The organism is Embleya sp. NPDC056575, from assembly GCF_042793325.1.
GTDB lineage: Bacteria > Actinomycetota > Actinomycetes > Streptomycetales > Streptomycetaceae > Embleya.
The window spans coordinates 1-17805 of the sequence record NZ_JBHTVA010000092.1 but is presented as its reverse complement, the minus strand read 5'-3'; the positions used below and the strand labels follow the sequence as shown (position 1 = coordinate 17805).

Genomic DNA, 17805 nt, shown 5'->3' with positions numbered 1-17805 from the left:
CCGCGCATCACCCCATTCGGCCGGGCGATCGCCGACCGGTCAGCCCCTCCGGCGCAGCAGGGCCAGATACATCGCGTCCGTGCCGTGCAGGTGCGGCCACAGTTGTACGTCCGGCCCGCTGCCCAGGTGCGGTACACCCGGGAACAGGGGGCGGGCGTCGATCAGCTCGGCCTCGTCCGCGCGCAGGATGTCGTCGACCACCACGCGGGTCTCGGCCGGGTGCGGTGAGCAGGTGACGTAGGCGATCACCCCGCCGGGACGGGCCGCCGCCACCGCCGTGCGGAGCAAGGCGCGCTGGAGTTCGCCCAGTTCGGGGATGTCCTCGGGCTTGCGGCGCCAGCGTGATTCGGGCCGGCGGCGCAGCGCGCCCAGGCCGCTGCACGGGACGTCGGCGATCACCCGGTCGAAGCTGCCGGGTCGCCAGGCCGGCCTGGTGCCGTCGGCGGTGATCACCTGATGGTGGGTCAGGTGGCCGATCGCGTTGCGGACCAGGCGGGCGCGGTGGTGGCGGCGTTCGACCGCGAGCAGCGACACGTCGCGGCCCGTGGCGATCGCGGCGAGCAGGCCCGCCTTGCCGCCGGGGCCGGCGCACAGGTCCAGCCAGCGGCTCTCGGCGCCCTCGACCTCGGCGTTCGCCAGCGCGGCGGCGACGAGCTGGCTGCCCTCGTCCTGGACGGCGGCGCGGCCGTCGCGGATCGCCTTGATCGCGGCGGGGTCGCCCTCGGGCAGCGTGGCGGCGTACGGCGACCAGCGCCCGGGGGTGGCCCCGGCCTCGTACAGCTCGGCGAGTTCCACCCGGCCGGGGCGGGCGACCAGCGAGATCACCGGGGCGAGGTTGTCGGCGGCGAGCAGCGCCTCCATCGCGGCGCGGTCGTGCGGGTTGCCGCGCGCGCCCAGCGCGTCCCACAGCGCCTGCACGATCCAGCGCGGGTGCGAGTGCAGGACCGCGAGGTGGCCCTCGGGGTCGTCCTCGTAGGGCGGCGCGATCTGCCGCAACCACGTGTCCAGGTCCTGCTTGGACACTCGGCGCAGGATCGCGTTGACGAACTTGGCCCGGCCGTCGCCGAGTACCGCGCGGGCCAGTTCCACGGTGGCCGAGACGGCCGCGTGTACGGGGGTGCGCATGCTCAGCAGCTGGTGCACGCCGAGCGCGAGCACGTCCAGGACCGGCGGGTCGATCTCCTGGATCGGCCGGTCGGTGCACGCCGCCACGATCCGGTCGTAGGTGCCCTGGCGGCGCAGCGTGCCGTGCACCAGCTCGGTCGCGAAGGCGGCGTCGCGGGGGATGATCCGGCGCTCGCGCAGCAGCGCGGGCAGCACCAGGTTGGCGTAGGCGTCGCGTTCGCCGACCGCGTGCAGGACGTCGTAGGCGGCCAGGCGCGCGGCGTCGGGACGCGGGCGGCGGTAGGGGCGTGCGGCGGGGGCGTTGGTCACGGTGCTCAGTTCGTGCCGAGGGTTTCACCGGGCTCGGGGTGTGCGCCCCGGGCCCAGTCGGTGGCGGCCATCATGCGTTTGCCCTGGGGCTGGACCAGGGTGAGTTCGACCGCGTGGCTGCCGGTACCCACGCGGACCACCTTCTTCTCCACCGCGATCTCGCCGGGGGCCAGCGCGTTGTCCCCGGCGCGCAGCCGGACCGGGGCGAGCTTCAGCCGCTCGCCGCGGAAGGTGGTCCAGGCGCCGGGGGCGGGGGTACAGCCGCGCACCACGCGGTCCACGCGCAGCGCGGGTGCGGTGAAGTCGACGCGGGCGTCCTCGACGCCGATCTTGGGCGCGAGGGACACCCCCTCGGGGGACTGCGGGCGCGGGGCGAGGCTGCCGTCGGCGATCCCGTCCATGGTCGCCACAAGCAGGCGCGCGCCGGAGCGGGAGAGCCGGTCGAGCAGGTCGCCGCTGGTGTCGGTGGGCCGGATCTCGTCGGTGACCATGCCGTAGACCGGGCCGGAGTCCAGGCCCTGTTCGATCTCGAAGGTGCACGCGCCGGTGATGTCGTCGCCGGCGAGCACGGCGTGCTGCACCGGCGCCGCGCCGCGCCAGGCGGGCAGCAGCGAGAAGTGCAGGTTGACCCAGCCGCGCGCGGGGATCTCCAACGCGACCTTGGGCAGCAGCGCGCCGTAGGCGACCACCGGGCAGCAGTCGGGGGCGATCTCGGTGAGCCGGGCCAGGAATTCCGGGTCGCGCGGCTTGGCCGGGCGCAGGATCTCGATCCCGGCCTCGGCGGCCCGCTCGGCCACCGGACTGGCGACCAGCCTGCGACCGCGACCGGCGGGGGCGTCGGGGCGGGTGACCACCGCGACCACCTCGTGCCGGGACTCCAGGAGGGCTTCGAGTGCGGGGACGGCGACCTCGGGGGTGCCGGCGAAGACTAGGCGCATGGGGTTTTAGAGGGCCTTCCCGAAGGTGGAGTGGGGGGAGAACTTCACCTGGGGCGGGGCCTGCCCCGCCCATTCCGCCTCGCGCAGCGCACGCAGCGCGGACTTGCGCTGTTCGCGGTCGAGCCGGTCGATGAACAGGATGCCGTCGAGGTGGTCGGTCTCGTGCTGGATGCAGCGCGAGAGCAGCCGGGTGCCCTCGATGACGACGGGGTCGCCGTGCATGTTGAAGCCCTTGGCGACCACGCCGTACGCGCGCTTGGTGTCGTAGCGCAGACCCGGCAGGGACAGGCAGCCCTCGGGGCCGTCCTGTTCGTCCTCGGACAGGTCCAGGTCGGGGTTGATCAGGTGGCCCACCTCGCCGTCCACCTGGTAGGTGAACACCCGCAGGGCGACGCCGATCTGCGGCGCGGCCAGGCCGCTGCCGGGCGCGTCGCGCATGGTGTCGGTGAGGTCGGCGACCAGTCGACGCAGTTCCTTGTCGAACACGGTGACCGGGTCGGCCTTGCCGCGCAGGACGGGGTCGCCGAACAGGCGGATCGGCTGGACTGCCACGGGTGTGCTCCCCCATCGGTGGTCGGTCGGTGGTCGGTCGTACGGCTGCCGGCCGCCGGCGCCGCCGCGCGTGGCGGCGCGGTACACGAGGTGTGCCGCTCGGCGGTGTCGGTCGATCGGAACCGGAGAGCGGCAAGTCTACTGAGCGGGCGCGGCCCGGCTCCCTCATGCCGGGCGCGGGCCGCGGGCGGGGCGGGGCGGGGTACGTCCGGCGACCGTCCGCGTCGGTTGCCGGTCGTGCGCGGGGCGGGGTCGGCGTGCCTGCGGCAACCCCGGCCGGGCGGGTCCATCGTTCCTCCGGCAACCCTGTTCGAGGTGGCGGACACTCTCCGGGTGTGACGACCGAACAGGAACATCGGGACGGGGACCACGTGTTGTGGGCCCGGGTCCGTGCGGGGGATCGCGACGCGTTCGCGGTGGTGTTCGACCGGCACGCGGGGGCGGTCTACGGCCACGTCCTGCGGCGGACCGGTGACGGCGGTGAGGCCGAGGACCTGACGTCGGCGGTGTTCCTGACCGCCTGGCGCCGCCGTGCGGAGGTGACCTTCGATCGGGACAGCGCGCTGCCGTGGCTGCTCGGCACGGCGAACCGCACGGTGGCCAACCGGCGCCGCGCGCTCAAGCGTTATCGGGCGCTGGCCGCGCGGGTGCCGCTGCCCGACCACGAACCCGACCACGCGGACGAGGTGGCCCGGCGGATCGACCGCGAGCGTGCGGCGCAGGCGTTGCGGCGTTCGGTGGCGAAGCTGCCCCGGCACGAGCGCGACGTGGTGGAGCTGTGCGTGTGGGGCGGCCTGGATCAGCAGGCGGCGGCCACCGCGCTGGGCGTGGCGCTGGGCACGGTCAAGGCGCGGATGCATCGGGCCCGGAAGCGGTTGAGCGGCCTGCTGGCCGAAGAGGGCGTGCACGCGAGCACGCATACAGGCATCGAGGAGGCACGATGAGCCCGTACGACGAGGACCGGCTGCCCGGACACGACCGGCGCCGGCGCGAGTTGCTGGCCATGCTCGACACGGAGCCGTCCGGCCGGCACCGGGCGCTGGTACCGGGCATCGCCGCCGGCGCGGTGCTCGCGATGTGCGCCGTGGGGGTGTTGGCCGCGCAACCGTGGCGGGGGCCGGAGAACCTGTCGGCCGCGGGGCCGGTGGCCGGCCAGGACCCGTCCCAGGGGGTGCCGAGGGAGTCGGCCAAGGCGGGCGACCCGGTGCCGTGGGACGTGGCGAGCCGAACGCTGGCGACGTGTCTGGACAACGGCCGGCGGGCCGCGGTGCCGCCTCCGCCGCCGACCGGATTCGCGACGTCGAAGCCGACGTGGCGACCGCCGGAGGCGACGATGTCGCCGGGTGGAGGGTGGTCGCCGCCGCCGGGGGTGCCGTTGTCGGAGGCGACCGTGCCGCCGTGGTCGAGCGATCCGGTGCCGCCGGCCGGAACGGGCCTGCCGACCGGGCCGAACATGTCCCCGCCGTCGTCCGGGGGGCTCGCGATCGGGTCCGGGTCGCTGTACCGGCCGGACGAGCCGGCCACGTTCCCGCCGGGCGTCGTGGTGGACGGGGGGCCGCCGCCACCGCTGACGGCGAGCCCGACGGCGCACGGGGCGCGGACGCCGAGTCCGGCCGGGCCCGACGCGTCGTTGTGGAAGGTGCGCGAGCCGGATTCGGCGTTCAAGCCGTACTTCACCGCCTGGGAGGAGATGCGGAGCGGCGTGTTGCGCCCGATGGTCGTGGGCAAGGCGACCAAGCCGGGCCTGGTGGTGTGCCACGGGGAGGCGCCACCGGACTTCCCGGCCCCGACGGCGGCCGACGGCACCCTCGCGGGCCCGTTCGAAGTCCGTCGAAGCACGCTCCTCGGTCCGGTGAACGACCCGCCGCCGGCCTCCGCGGTGTCGACGTGGTGGGGCAGGACCACGGCCTCGGTGGCCCGGATCGTGGTGGAGTTGCCGGACGGACGCACGATCGGCGCGGTGGTCCGCAACGGCGTGTGGTTCGCCGGCATCCCCGGCAACCTCGACGCCCTACCGCACATCCGCGCCTACGACGCGGCCGGCGCCCTCCTGGCCGACCGCACGGGCGACACGGAGTCGCTGCGCTGCACCACGACACCGCTGACGAAGGGCTGCGGAAGCCGCACGCACTGGGGGTAGCGCCACCACCCGCGAGACGGGCGCACGCCCGGATGGGCTCGTGACACCCCGACGCGGCGCCCCGGAGCCGGGCCACGAGCCGGGCGCCCGGGCGCCGCCGCGCACCGCACCGTCCGGGCGAACCGGGCGCCGCGCCCGACCGCGTCAGCCGATGTCCGGCGGATCGACCCTGATCAGCACCGGATCGGCGGTTCCCCGGGCCAGACGAAACGTCTGTGCCGCCTTCAGCGCGTGTGCCAGTTCCGCGCCGCGGCCCGGTTCGATCCGGAGCAGGACCCGTTCGTGGCGCGGCGGTTCGGCCGCCGGCCGGGCCGCCGCGGGGGGCGGCGGCGTGGTGCCGAACAGGGCGCGGGTGAGTTCGGCGCGGGTGTCGGCGGCCCTGGGGTCGGGCCTGGGCGGCGCCGGCGGCGGGGTGCGGGCGCCGGTCGGGGCGACCGGGACCGGGCCCAGTACGTCCACCCCGTCCGGCAGCCGCAACACCGCAAGGAAGTCGGCGATCCCGGCGGGCGGCCCGGTGACCGACGCCATCCGCGAGACCGGCGGCAGGTTCAGGTCGGCCCGCTCGCCGAGTTCGGTCAGCGCGTACCCCTGCGGGTCCCACCGCACCAGCGCCTGCACCGGACGCAGCGTGGACTCGGCGACCACGACCAGCGTGCCGCCCTGCCCCGCCGGGCGGACCAGGCTCGCCGCGTCCAGCCAGCGGCGCAGCGCCTCCTCGCCGGCGCGCAGGTCGGGGCGGGTGAGCAGAGCCCAGCCGTCCAGGAGCAGCGCCGCCGCGTAGCCGCTCGGCGCGACCGGTTCGGCTCCGGGCGTGGCGATGATCAGCGCGGGCAGGTCCGGCACGGTGGTCAGGATCGCGTCCCGCCCGGAGGTGCGCACCGGTACGGTCGGGAACGCGCGGCCCAACTCCTCCGCGGTCCGTCGCGCGCCGATCACGCCCGCCCGGATGCGGTCCCCGCCGCACACCCGGCAATGCCAGTTCGGCGCCGGCCGAGTACACCAGCCGCAGGTCAACACCGCGTCCCCGGAGGGCAGTTCGAGCGGCCCCGAACAGTGCGCGCAGCGCGCCGGCTCCCGGCAGCGCTGACACGACGTGCGCACCAGGTAGCCGCGTCGGGGCACCTGGACCAGGACCGGGCCGCCGCGCAACGCGGTGCGCGCCACGTCCCAGGCCAGGGTCGGCAACCGCGCCGCGCGCGCCGCCTCGTCCCGGGCCAGGTCGAAATCGCTGCCGACGGTGCGCACGAGCGGTGCGGCGGCGCGGACGGCGGCGCGGTCGGCGTCCAGCGGCCGGGCCCAGCCGGTGCGGACCAGTTGCGCGGCCTCGACCGTGGTGGAGTGCCCGCCGACGGTGAACGCGGCGTGCTCGCGGGCGGCGCGCATGGCCAGCACCTCGCGCACGTGCGGGTGCGGCGCGTTCTGGTCGGCGTGCGAGTCGTCGCCGTCGTTCCAGACCAGGGCCAGGCCCAGTTCCACCACCGGCGCGAACATCGCCGCGCGGGTGCCCACGACGGCGCGGACCGTGCCCCGGTTGACCGCGAGCCAGCGCCGGTAGCGCTCCTCCGGTCCCAGTCCGGCGGTCAGCGCGACGTGCCGGCCCGGACCGAGCAGCGCGGTCAACGCCGCGTCGACCCGGTCCACGGCCTTGGCGTCGGGGACGACCGCGAGCGCTCCCCGACCGCCGGCCAGCGTGGCGGCCATCGCGCGGGCGATCTCGTCCGGCCAGTGCGGCCCGGGCAGCGCGGTCCACACCGTGCGCGGCGACTGCCCCGCGGCGAGCGCGGCCAGGTGCGCGGCGCCGGCCGGGTAGCGCGACCACGGCCCGGGCGCGGGCGGCGCGGGCCGCGCCAACGGCTCCCCCGAGGGCTCCGCCTCTGCGCGCGCGTGCCGGGCCGGCAGCGCGAGCTGCACGACGTCGGCGAGGCTGCCCGCGTACCGGTCCGCCACCGCCCGGGCCAGCTCGACCATCGGCGGCGCGAGCACGATCTCGGGCGAGACGACACTCGCCAACGGGGCCAGCGGTCCGGCGTACGTGCTGCGCTCGACCCGTTCGACGATCACCCCGTCGATCAACCCGCCACCGCGCCGCCGCCCGTCCACGACCTTGGCCCCGAACCGCACCCGCACCCGCACTCCGGGCTGGGCCTGCTCGGCCAGCTTGGCCGGCACCGAGTAGTCGAACAGTCGATCCAGGTGCACGAGCCCCTTGTCCACGACGACCCTGGCCACCGGCAGCCGCTCGGCCTGCGCCGGCGCCTTCGGCTTGCGCCCCCGAGCAGCCCGCACGGCCCGCCGCGCCCCCTCGACCCCGAACGCCAACTGCCCGTCCTCGCCGCTACCCCCACCAGGATCGTTCGTCGCCACCAGGGCATCCTGACAGACCGCTACGACGAATCCGCGCAGGTGGGGCGAGCACCCCTCCTCGCAACCGAGTAGCCGACCCTCGCCCCACAACCGGCCGCACACCCCGGCCCGTCGACCGGCCTCGCCCCGAACTCATCGAAGCCGAGGAGTACCCGCGTCGAGGCGGGTGCCGTCGGCCGGCTCGGACCCGTCCGACGGGGAACGAATGATCCACGGGGTGACGATGGCGGCGAAAAATGTGGGCCAAAGGACCAGGTAGACCGCGAGGTTTCGATTCTCGTGGGTGATGATCCCCGTGCGGGTCAACTGCAGTGCCAACGCAGCCCCCGTACACGCGGCCATCCCCACGAAGAATCCGTAGAGGTAGACCTTTCGCCCCCAGACAGGACCGGGAACGAGCACGAGAAGGAGGGGCAGCACCAGAGCCGCGAGCAACCCGAAAGGGGCCGACACAATCGCGAAACCCAGCGCTCCCGGGCCGAATCCCAAAGACGCGACACCCAACACCACACCGCCCAGGACACCACCTGCGAGGCACGCTCCACAGGTTCTCTTCATCGCCCGGAACAAAGTAGGCAGGCGTTCCTCGGATACCCGCCATGGCGCACTCAACTTCGCGAATAGCTTGGCCGCATTCGCCATCGCAACGCTACCTTCCGGATGGATCGGTGTGTGCGGGCCGTCCGTCGAGTCGACCGGCGGGCCGCACACATCCGGGTGTCTAACTATTTGAAATCCTTCGGTCGCGCGAAGGCATCCGACTTGACATACGCCCTCGCCTCGCCGATGAGCGCCTGTTTGAAGTACCCATCGAAGCCCAGACCCATGGACGGGTGCCTGCTGACTCTTTCATAGGTTGCCGTCCAGGCCCGACTCGAAGCGGCTCTGCCGAACTCGTTGTTGAAGAGATCCGCTTTCGAGTCCGCCACCTCGCGCGACGTACCGAAAGCCTCGTGTGCATCGGCGAACTCCGCCGCCCGCTTTTCACCGAGCGCGCGGGTCAGCGCACCCTGCCAGATGGTGTGTCGGAAAGCATTCGCCTGCTCGCCGCCTTCGCTGGTGCTGAGTGAATTTGGGTCACCGTATTCTTTCGCCGTCTGCCGCTTCGCCCAGGAGGATATCTCCATATATTCCCCGCAGGCAACCATATCCCTGAAGCACAGCTCCTTCTCTGCCGGGTTCATGCCGGTGGTCGTACTCTTGTCGCCGTTGCGAGATTCATCCGGGGAGTAGAACCATTCGGTGACCCGCTGCCGCTGACTCCACAGCGCCTCGCCCCGCGCCCGACGATCGCTTCGGCTCTTGTTCCCACTCGTATTGGGTCGACTTCCGGAGGAGTTTCTCCGCGTCCCGCTGCAGTCGTTCCTGGAACAGGCCTTCTGATTCTCGTCGTCGATGAGCGTCGCATCGATTGTGGGCTCTGCCGGCGGATTACCGACGGGATGATTTCCGAAGAAGCAAGCCTCCGAAGCACACAGGCCACTGGGATCGTCATAGGTCATCGGATTGTTGTTCGAGTAGGCGTATCCGTGCAGTTGTTGACCGTCGGTCAGCACCATGACCGGGTCGGCGCTGACAAAGCGCCCGATCGACGGGTCGTACTCGCGAGCCCCCACGTGGGTCAGCCCGAACGGATCCATGGGCGCTCCAAGGAAACCCTTGTCGTCGGGCCACTGATCGGCGCCCGTGCCCTGCTGGGGCTGTACCCCACGCGGGGCTCCGAACGGTGTGGTCCTGCGCCGGGTGACCTGCGACGTGGCACCGTCGATCGAGGTGGTCGCCGTGCCGTGCGGATCCGCTGCCAAGAAGGCGATCTTGACGCCGCCCGATGCCTTCGCGACCCGCTCCGCGACGGTGCGGCCGGCATGGTTGTAGTACCTGGTGCCGAGTACCTTGTCGTCGGACTTGGTCCAGGTCAACTCGGTCTCTCCCAGGGACAGCGTGACGTTGTCCCCCGCCCGGCGCAGCAGGCGCGAGCCGTCCGCGGCGTAGGCGTAAGTGGCGTCGCCACCACCGACGGTACTGCTCAATCGGCCGTCCACGCCCCAGGTCAGGGTCTGGACACCATTCGCGAGGCCGCGCGTTGTGGTGTTTCCTCCGGCGTCGTAACCGTAGGTGTCGGTCGTCGGAGCGGACGTACCGGTCGTCGTGACACTGTCCAACCGGTGACCGCTGTTGTTGTAGGTACGGAGAGCGTCCGCCGAACCGCCCAATCCGTGGATGGTCTCGGTCCGACGACTGCCGACCGCGTCGAACGTGAACGACGTCCAGTAGGCGTCGGGACCACCCACGGTGCCGCTCGGGCCCGTGCTCGCCGCCGCGGCACACGCGTCGGTGGCGGTCCAGGCGGCGGTCATCCTGCGCAGTGCGTCGTAGGCGAAGCACTGCGTATCGGTCCGCACCGAACCCGCGGCGGCGCCCTGGTCCTCGGAAACCCGCGTCACATTGCCGGCGGGGTCGTACCGGTAGCGAGTATCGGTGATCTGCACCGGCGCCACATCGCGGGTGACCGTGCTGCTCAGCAGCTTGTGGTCGTGAGGGTCGTATCCGTAGCTCTGGTAGACACGTTTGCCGAGCAGACTCATGTCGAGACGCGTCGGCATTCCGTAGTTGTCGTAGAGCGTGTTCTGCACGTAGGGCACCAACCCCGCGGTGCCGACGGGAAGTCCCGTCACATCGTCGTAGGTGGTACGCACGGTTTCGGCCGGGAGGCCGCCTGCGGCCGGCAGATCCACCATCTCCGTCACACCGTTGCGCTCGTTGTAATAGAACTTCCACGTGTAGGTGCCCGACAGCTTCCCCTCCTCGGCCGGGATCACGACCGTCTTGCCGCTCGGCTGATAGCGGTCGGTGTACCCGGTGACCGCGGTGGTGAAGGATCGCCCGGCTTCCGTCCGGGTGGCCGAGGTCTGCTGCCCCTTGGCGACGGTGTCGAACACCCAGGACTCGAGCGGGGTGGCACCGTTGCGCACCGCGGTCCTACGCCCCAACTCGTCGTAGTCGTTGGTGAGGACGACACCTCGGGCATCCGTCGTGGTCACCACCCGATCGGCCGCGTCGTACGTCATGGTCGACACACCCTTGTCGGGGTCGGTGACCTTGATCGTGCGGCCGAGCACGTCGTACTCGTTGCGCCAGGAACTGCCGCCGGCGTCCGTGACCCTGGTCAACAGACCACGATCGGCATATTCGTAGTGAACCGACTGCCACGTCGAACGATCCGCACTCGTGTATTGCCGCAGTTCGGTCGTCTTGCCACGGACGTCCACGATGGTGGTCTGCGCAATCCCGCCCGCCGGCGGGAGAACCGTGGTGCGATCACCCTCGAAGATCGTGGTCGTGCGACTCTTCTCCACGCCCAGGTATTTCGCGACGGCCGCGGTCACTCGGCCCTGCCCGTCGAACTCGCTCCAGGCGGCGTCGGGCACGGCGAGTGGATCGCCCGTGACGAGTTGCGCCTGTGGGGCACCGGTCGCGTAGTACGGCTTGAAGACGCGCGGCGTCCAACCACGGGAATCGTAGAAGGTTTCGCCGATCAGGCGCCCACCGAAGGTGGGCGTCTGGGTTTGCCGGGTACGCAGGAGGGAGTCGAAGATCTCGTACGAGGTCTTGTATTCCGAGTTGTGCATCAGCGTTTGCGAAGTGACCACCGTCGCCGCGTCGTTGGCGACGGTGTAGGCGAACTTCGAGTTCGGATGATTCGGGTGATCCGCCTTCGACCACCCCGGCCCCCAGACGGCGACGACCCTGCCGAGGGCGTCGTAGTCGTTGTCGATACGTTTGAGGTTGGGATCGATCACCGCGACCGGGATCCCTCGACGCGCGTCGAACTCGGTAACGGTGACGAAGTTCTTGGGATTCGTCACCTGCGACCGGATCGGGCTCTCCCCCGTCGCCGGGGTGAACGCCGTGCGCGTTGCGCGCCCAAAGGCGTCCTCGATGGACACCGTTCGACCGTATACGTCGTGTGCCGCCGTGGTCACGACCTCGTAGCCGGAGCCGTCCGCCTTGATCCGCTCGGATGAGGTGACCAGTCCCTGCGAGGGAGCGGCGCCGGGGGTGCCCCCGTCATATCCGGTCCGGACGTCGGAAACCACGTTCTTCGGCCGTTCCGCGACGACATCGCAGCCGACGGCGACCGTTTCGGTACGCGAGACCAGGGACAACAGGTTCGCACCGGGGTTTCGGGCGTATTCCAAGCGCGTGCATCGTTCATCCCCGGTGACGGCCGAGTCACCGCTCTCATCGACCCGCAACCTCATGCCGTGGGTGTCGAAGGTCGTGCTCTCGACCGTGCGACGCATCTTGCCGTCGGCGAGCGGCGTGCGGGTGTAGGCCTTCTCCACGCCCTTGTGCACGGCGACGAGGTCGGGCAGCCCGCCGCGCGCGTGAGTCGCGGTGGCCCCCGAGTGCCAGGGCACGAACACGGAGGACGAGATCAGCGCACCACCGTCGAAGTCATAGGTGCGCGACTCGCGGGCCATGCCTTGGAACGCCGCGTGATCGACGACCGGGTTGTTCTCGGAGTCCTTCACCTCGATACCGTCGAGCCCGCGAAAGTACGTCGCCTCCGCCAGGGTGCGGCGATCCGCTCCGGCTCCGGTGCGCGACTTGACCGTCTGATATCCCCGATACTCGGAGAAGGTGCGATTCTCGGGTTTGCTGAATTCATCCGTCGACTTGACCCAGGCCGGGGTCCCGACGAATTCGTAGTCGGTCACCTTCGCCGGGGCGCCTCCCGTGCCGTCTTCCTCCCGAACCTGAACCGCCACGTACTTGTGGAACCAGTCCAGCGTCGGCTGGGTATCGACGGGCTTTTGCCAGAAGGTCGGATAACAACGCTTGCCGTTGGCGTCCACCGCCGGCAGGGTGTCCTTGGTGCAATCCTTTTCGGAATAGACCACCGCCGTGGTCCCGCCGGTTTCCGAGGCCACCGAATTAACCCGCCATCTGGTGAACGGAGCGGCTCCGTCGTTCAAACCGTCCACGCGATTGTCCAGCTGGATACCTCCGAACGTCACCGGGGGCAGGGAGATCGGTGCTGCGCCGCCGGCTTTGCCGGAGCGCGTGATCGATTCCAACCACAGCGGGAAGTCCCTGGCACTGTCGCCGGTCGGCTTGAAGGTCTGGGTGAACGACCAGGAGTCGACATCCCGAGCGACCCCACCGGTCCGCACTTTGGTGGTGATGTCGACGAGACGCTTGCGTGACCAGAACGTCGGGGCGGCGATCCCCTTGCAGTCCTTGCCCGCATCGCAATTCTGGTCGAAGGGCACATCGGGCCAGTACTTGGTCGTGTCCTTCGAGGGATCCGGGTCGATCTTCAACTCGCCCGGGGCGCAGGTGATCGCGCCGGAGGCGGTGCAGCGCTCGACAACCCCGAAGGAGACCTGCATGGGCGCGGGGGCGAACACGTCGTCGGCGCGAAGTCCGTACTCCACGCGATCCAACCAGCCACCGCGCACATATTGAGTGGGTGTTCCCTTGCCCGTGGCCGGGTCTACGTTGCGGCCGTAGAAGTTCTTCTCCTGGGTGTAGTAATAGGCCATCGCGTTGTTGCGCGGATCCACCACGTAGTCCAGGTTCCAGCGCCACGCCTGGTTACAGAAGGAGGCGGCGTAGTTGCCGTCCTGGCGGCAGGGCTCTCCGTCGTTGTTGCCGAACACCGGGACCGTGTAGGTCGATCCCGTCTCCGGCTTCCCGCCGGTCCATCCCGGGAGGCGGTTCAGGCCGAAGTAGTACCGCACGCCGTCGGCCGTGGTGACCTTCCAGTGTTCGCCGTCGTTGTCCCCGTTTCCGGTGCCGACATCCTTGAGACGTTCGACCTTTGTGCCGTCGTCCTCCAGAGGTGTCCAGGCGCCGGTCGCGTCGTCGTGCACGAGTTCCGTGGTGCGTCCGTTCAGGGACAGCACCGCGTTGTCGGAAAACCAGCACTGGTCCCACGACTTGGCGGTGTTCGCCCCGCCGGCGCCCATGTCGTCCACGCACGACTTGTACCGGCGCTCGATGTGGCTGCTCGCAAGGTCCCAGCCGTCGCCCACCCAGTTCGGCTGGTTGTTCGTCGCAGCCGTACGTCCGTCCAACGCCTGGGACGCGTAGGAGAGCGTGAGGTCGGGCTCGGGACCGCCGAATCCGGCCGGTGTACGGATCGGATAGGACCAGGTGAAGCCGCCCCCCGAAGTCCCTCCCGACCAACTGCCCGTGCCGGTCGGAGGCGTTGCCTTGTAGTCCCCACGCGGCCCCGCCGGATCGGCCGTGGCCGCCAGCAGAAACTCGCCTCCCGCGAGCGACGACGCCGACTTGGCGGTCGGTACCGACGGGGTCGTACCGGTACCGGACAACGTGACCTCGGCGGACACGGTGCCGCGACGAGAGTCGTTGCGTGCCGGGAGAACGGTACGTACCCGGCATTCCGGCGCGTCCGGCGTGGTCAAGACACAGACCGGTAGTCGTACCAGTGTCAACCGGGAGGCCCAGTCGCCGCCACGCGCGGTCGCGAAGCCCCTGTAGTCGAGTTCGACGCCGGCCGCCCCCGAGGCACCGAGGCCGCCGGTGATCTTGACGAGCACGCCGTCGACACCGGCCTTGCCGGTGACGTCGCGATCGAGGATCTCCACCGCGACGGCGTCGACCGCCCGGCCCTGCCGGGCGGCGTCGATGACGCCCACTCGAATCGGGAGTCGGCCGGCCCCGGCCCACCCCGGGTCGGTTGCCGCCGCATCGTGACGCAAAGTGCTCTTGCCGGCGAGATTTACGCGAGCCTTTTCGGCCTTCGGCCACGAGATTGTGGCCGGTTCATAGCCCTTTCCCTTGACCGGAATACGGCCCGAACCGGTTACTTTCGTCACCGGCACGGGAGGGATTTCGGGTATATCAGGACCGGCGAATGCCGATTCGTCCCCCGTCGCGAACGCCCCCCAAGCCGAGGCGGGTGCGGACGCCAAGGAAAGCATGATCACCGAGAGAACGATCGCCGTCATTCGGCCTGGCGCGCGTCCGCCGCCAGGCCTGAACAACGACCATGAGGCATGCTCGGGCAACGTTTCCCCCCCAAAAGTCATCGGTCGTCCCCACCTCCCACGAAATCGGACTTATCCGACGACGCATGGTGGCGAGTCGACTCGAAACGATATGCGCGAAATCATGACGCTGGATAATTCGTTGACTTAGTCTCGCTCAGGCACCGGTTCTCGGAATCGAATATCCAACAAGTAAGCCATACATTGTGATCCACATCACATCGAGTTGGGAGTTCTCCGTGCATTTGAAAACGGAGCATCGCTTCACACCTTTCGGATATCGTTGGTCTGCCGTTGCGATGACGGTGACCGCGGCACTCGGAGTGAACCTGCTCGGCGCTCCCACCGCCGTCGCGTCGCGGCCCGTGGCGCCGGTCGCTTCGGCCGATCGATCGACGGGTGGGACACCGGCCGATCCCGATGTACGCGCCACCCGATCCGAGGCCGCCGACGCGGCGCGGCGGGCCGGGCGGCGGATCGAGGTCGGCGAGCTGCGCTCGGAGTCGGCCCAAACGTTCGCCAACCCGTCGGGGACGTTCACCGTCGAGCAAACGCTGCGACCGCAGCGGGTCAAGCAGGCCGGCAAGTGGGTACCCGTGGACGCCACGTTGCGCTTCGCCACCGACGGGTCGGTGCGACCGGTCGCCTCCACCGTCGGCATGACCTTCTCGGGCGGCGGCACCGGACCGCTGGTGGAACTGAACAACTCCGGGCGCAAGCTCGGCTTCACCTGGGACACCCCGCTGCCCAAGCCCGTCCTGACCGGCGACACCGCCACCTACGGTGAGGTGCTGCCCGGCGTCGACCTTGTCGTGGTCGCGGACGTGGACTCGTTCACCGAACAGTTCGTGGTCAAAAACGCCGCGGCCGCCCGCGATCCGCGATTGGCCCGACTCACCTTCACCACGCGCACCACCGGTGTGGACGTGACCACCAACGCCGACGGCACGCTCCTCGCCCGGGACCCGCAGGGCCGGGACGTGTTCACCGGCTCACAGCCGCGCATGTGGGACGCCAAGTCCGCCGCCGGGTCGACCGCGGCGCACGCCGCGGCGGCCGGTGAGCCCGCCGCCGCGCCCACCACCCTGATGCCCGCCCGCATCGCCGGCGGCGCCCTCGAAATCATCCCCGACCAGAGCCTGTTGACCGGGACCGACACCGTCTACCCGGTCGTCGTCGACCCCCGGTTCGGCGGCGCGATGCAGAACTGGACGTTCGGCTACAAGCCCTATCCGAATAGTTCGTTCTGGAACGGCGCCAACTTCAACGAGGGCGACGGCAACTCCTGGACGAGCGTGGCGCGTGTGGGCCACGAGAGCGACACGGGCGGGACCGCGCGCTCGTTCTTCCAGATGGACACCCGTCCGCTGTGGGACACCGTGATCTCCTCCTCGACGTTCAGTCTTCGCGCCGACCACTCCTGGTCGTGCACCAAGAAGGCGATCTCGGTCTACGACACACCCTCGATCAGCTCTTCGGTCACCTGGAACAACACCACCGGCTGGTGGGGGACCAAGATCGCCACCGCCAAGACCGGTTCCGGCGGGGGCAGTTCGTGCCCGAGCGGGCCGGTCGAATGGGACGTCACCAACGCGGCCCGGTCGGCCGCGGCCAACCACTGGTGGTCCTGGTCGCTGGGGCTACGTGCCGACGACGAGAGCACAGTCAACTCGTGGACGAAATTCGTCGCCTCCAGCGCGGTGATGTCCACCGAGTACAACTCCACGCCCGGGACACCGACCCGCTATGCCACTGTCCCGCTGACGCCGTGCGGCGTCGACCCGCCGTACGGCAGCATCGGCGACACCCAGGTGAGCCTGACCTCCCGGGTCGAGGACCCGGACGGCGGCACCGTCTACGCGCACTTCGCGCTGTGGGCGATCGGCGACAACCCCAACATCATCGACACTCGCGTCGCCGTCTCCAGCGGTAACACCGCGCGCCTGGACGTGCCCGCCAACCTGCTCCCCTCGGGCACGTACTCGTGGTTCAGCCGCGCCGAGGACCCCGCAGGCGCGGTGTCCGCGTGGACTCCGGTCTGCCACTTCATCGTCGATCGATCGAGGCCGTCGGCCGTGCCGGTGGTCTCCTCCACCAAGTTCACCGCCGACCCGGCGGTCAGCGGAAAGGCTCGCGAGACCGGCACCTTCACCTTCGCCGCCAACGGTGTCGCCGACATCGCCTCCTACGAGTACTGGAGCGACTGGGACAACACGCACGTCACCGTCCCCGCCCCCTGCCCGGGCTGCGCCCGAAGCGTCGACGTCCGAGTACCGCTGAACGGCCCGCTCAACCTGTACGTCGTCTCCAAGAACGCGGCGGGCAACGCCTCGGACACCGCCGTCTACGGCTTCTGGTCCAATCACCAGGGCTTCGCCGACAAGCCGGGCGACCTCGACGGCGACGGCAACACCGACCTGCTGTCGGTGCGGCCCGACGGACGACTGATGCGCTATCCGGGCAACGGCGACGGCAACCACCGGAACCCGTTGTCCTCCAGCGAGACGATCGACATCGACGGCGCCAAGTACTGGCAGGGCAACCTGATGACCCGTCGGGGCGACTGGAACGGCGACGAGTACGAGGACGTACTGCTGCGGAGGCGTGATCCCGCCACCAACACGTACAAGCTGTACATGCATCCGAACAACGGCGACGGCTACATCTGCTTCAGCTGCAGCACCGGCGTCAAGGAGTTCACCCTCCGCGACCCCGCGAACGACCATCTGCAGAACGCCGACCAGATCCTCGCCATCGGCAACGTCACCGGCGACGACACCGGCATGGGCGGCGGCTTCCCGGACTTCCTGGTCAGCAGCGGCGGCCAACTGTGGCTCTACCAGGGATCCGGGCCGAGCCTGATCCTGGACTACCCCGGACGCGAACCCATTCTCATCGGTACCTCGGGGTGGGGCGCGATGACCCTCGCCGCACCTGGCGACGTCAACGGCGACACCTTCCCCGACCTGTGGGCGCGCAACAAGAGCACCGGCGAACTCTTCCTGTATCCGGGCGTGGAGCAGAACAGCGCGACGGCCGGAATCGGTGTTGATGAGCACCGCGTGCTCATCAACACCGGACTCCCGCTCGTCACCACGCCGTACGTCCTTGCCACGGACGCCAACAACGACGGCAAGGCGGACTACTGGAACTACGTCAGTACCGGGAACGGCGAGATGTACATCACTTGGGGGGACGGCCCGAACGGGTTCAGCGGGTACGCGCAGACAGGGTGGGGGTGGCAGAACTACTACATCTTCTGAACCGACGAGCGCCTGGGCGGCCGCGCCCCGCGGGGGGGCCCCGCCCCCCGGGGGGGGGGCCGGTGGGGGCCCCACCGCCGGTGTCGGCTCCCCCG

The 17805-nt window shown here is 70.4% G+C and carries 9 protein-coding genes; 3 read left to right on the top strand and 6 right to left on the bottom strand.

Annotated features, from left to right (window positions below):
* Positions 1-39: 39 nt before the first annotated feature.
* The 3 genes from ACFRCG_RS43050 to def are packed head-to-tail and all read right to left on the bottom strand — an operon-like array spanning position 40 to position 2924.
* Positions 40-1434: an RsmB/NOP family class I SAM-dependent RNA methyltransferase gene (locus ACFRCG_RS43050; RefSeq protein WP_126642974.1), complete on the bottom strand. Its 1395-nt coding sequence runs from the start codon at positions 1432-1434 to the stop codon at positions 40-42.
* A gap of 5 nt (positions 1435-1439) precedes the next feature.
* Positions 1440-2372 carry a methionyl-tRNA formyltransferase gene (fmt, locus tag ACFRCG_RS43045; RefSeq protein WP_380041980.1) on the bottom strand — a complete coding sequence of 311 codons (933 nt, stop codon included), beginning with the start codon at positions 2370-2372 and terminating at the stop codon, positions 1440-1442.
* A gap of 6 nt (positions 2373-2378) precedes the next feature.
* The gene (gene def, locus ACFRCG_RS43040; protein ID WP_380041977.1) at positions 2379-2924 is read right to left on the bottom strand and encodes a peptide deformylase; all 546 of its coding nucleotides are present in this window, start codon (positions 2922-2924) and stop codon (positions 2379-2381) included.
* A gap of 335 nt (positions 2925-3259) precedes the next feature.
* On the opposite strand from def, the gene ACFRCG_RS43035 reads away from it, so the two are divergent.
* Both ACFRCG_RS43035 and ACFRCG_RS43030 read left to right on the top strand, forming a co-directional pair.
* Positions 3260-3868, top strand: a complete 609-nt coding sequence (locus tag ACFRCG_RS43035) for an RNA polymerase sigma factor (protein WP_380041975.1) — start codon at positions 3260-3262, stop codon at positions 3866-3868.
* A complete protein-coding gene (locus ACFRCG_RS43030) occupies positions 3865-5064 on the top strand; it encodes a hypothetical protein (RefSeq protein WP_380041972.1) in 1200 nt (399 codons plus the stop codon). The genes ACFRCG_RS43035 and ACFRCG_RS43030 overlap by 4 nt, the downstream gene beginning before the upstream one ends.
* Before the next feature lie 144 nt (positions 5065-5208).
* Here the strand turns inward: ACFRCG_RS43030 and ACFRCG_RS43025 are convergent, their stop codons facing one another.
* From ACFRCG_RS43025 to ACFRCG_RS43015, 3 genes are all read right to left on the bottom strand, one after another.
* On the bottom strand, positions 5209-7431 hold the full coding sequence (locus ACFRCG_RS43025; RefSeq protein ID WP_380042012.1) for a primosomal protein N': 2223 nt from the start codon (positions 7429-7431) through the stop codon (positions 5209-5211).
* Positions 7432-7560: 129 nt separating this feature from the next.
* A complete protein-coding gene (locus ACFRCG_RS43020) occupies positions 7561-8070 on the bottom strand; it encodes a hypothetical protein (protein ID WP_380041969.1) in 510 nt (169 codons plus the stop codon).
* A gap of 83 nt (positions 8071-8153) precedes the next feature.
* Positions 8154-14381 carry an RHS repeat domain-containing protein gene (locus tag ACFRCG_RS43015; RefSeq protein ID WP_380042009.1) on the bottom strand — a complete coding sequence of 2076 codons (6228 nt, stop codon included), beginning with the start codon at positions 14379-14381 and terminating at the stop codon, positions 8154-8156.
* Between the two features lie 365 nt (positions 14382-14746).
* Between ACFRCG_RS43015 and ACFRCG_RS43010 the strand changes: the two genes are divergently transcribed.
* A complete protein-coding gene (locus ACFRCG_RS43010; protein ID WP_380041966.1) occupies positions 14747-17710 on the top strand; it encodes a VCBS repeat-containing protein in 2964 nt (987 codons plus the stop codon).
* The last annotated feature ends 95 nt before the right edge of the window (positions 17711-17805 follow it).

Bases quoted from the DNA above. Each gene is read 5' to 3' on its own strand.
- ACFRCG_RS43015 (WP_380042009.1), bottom strand. From the start codon at position 14,381: ATGCTTTCCTTGGCGTCCGCACCCGCCTCGGCTTGGGGGGCGTTCGCG.
- ACFRCG_RS43010 (WP_380041966.1), top strand. From the start codon at position 14,747: ATGACGGTGACCGCGGCACTCGGAGTGAACCTGCTCGGCGCTCCCACC.
- ACFRCG_RS43030 (WP_380041972.1), top strand. From the start codon at position 3,865: ATGAGCCCGTACGACGAGGACCGGCTGCCCGGACACGACCGGCGCCGG.
- ACFRCG_RS43020 (WP_380041969.1), bottom strand. From the start codon at position 8,070: ATGGCGAATGCGGCCAAGCTATTCGCGAAGTTGAGTGCGCCATGGCGG.
- fmt (WP_380041980.1), bottom strand. From the start codon at position 2,372: ATGCGCCTAGTCTTCGCCGGCACCCCCGAGGTCGCCGTCCCCGCACTC.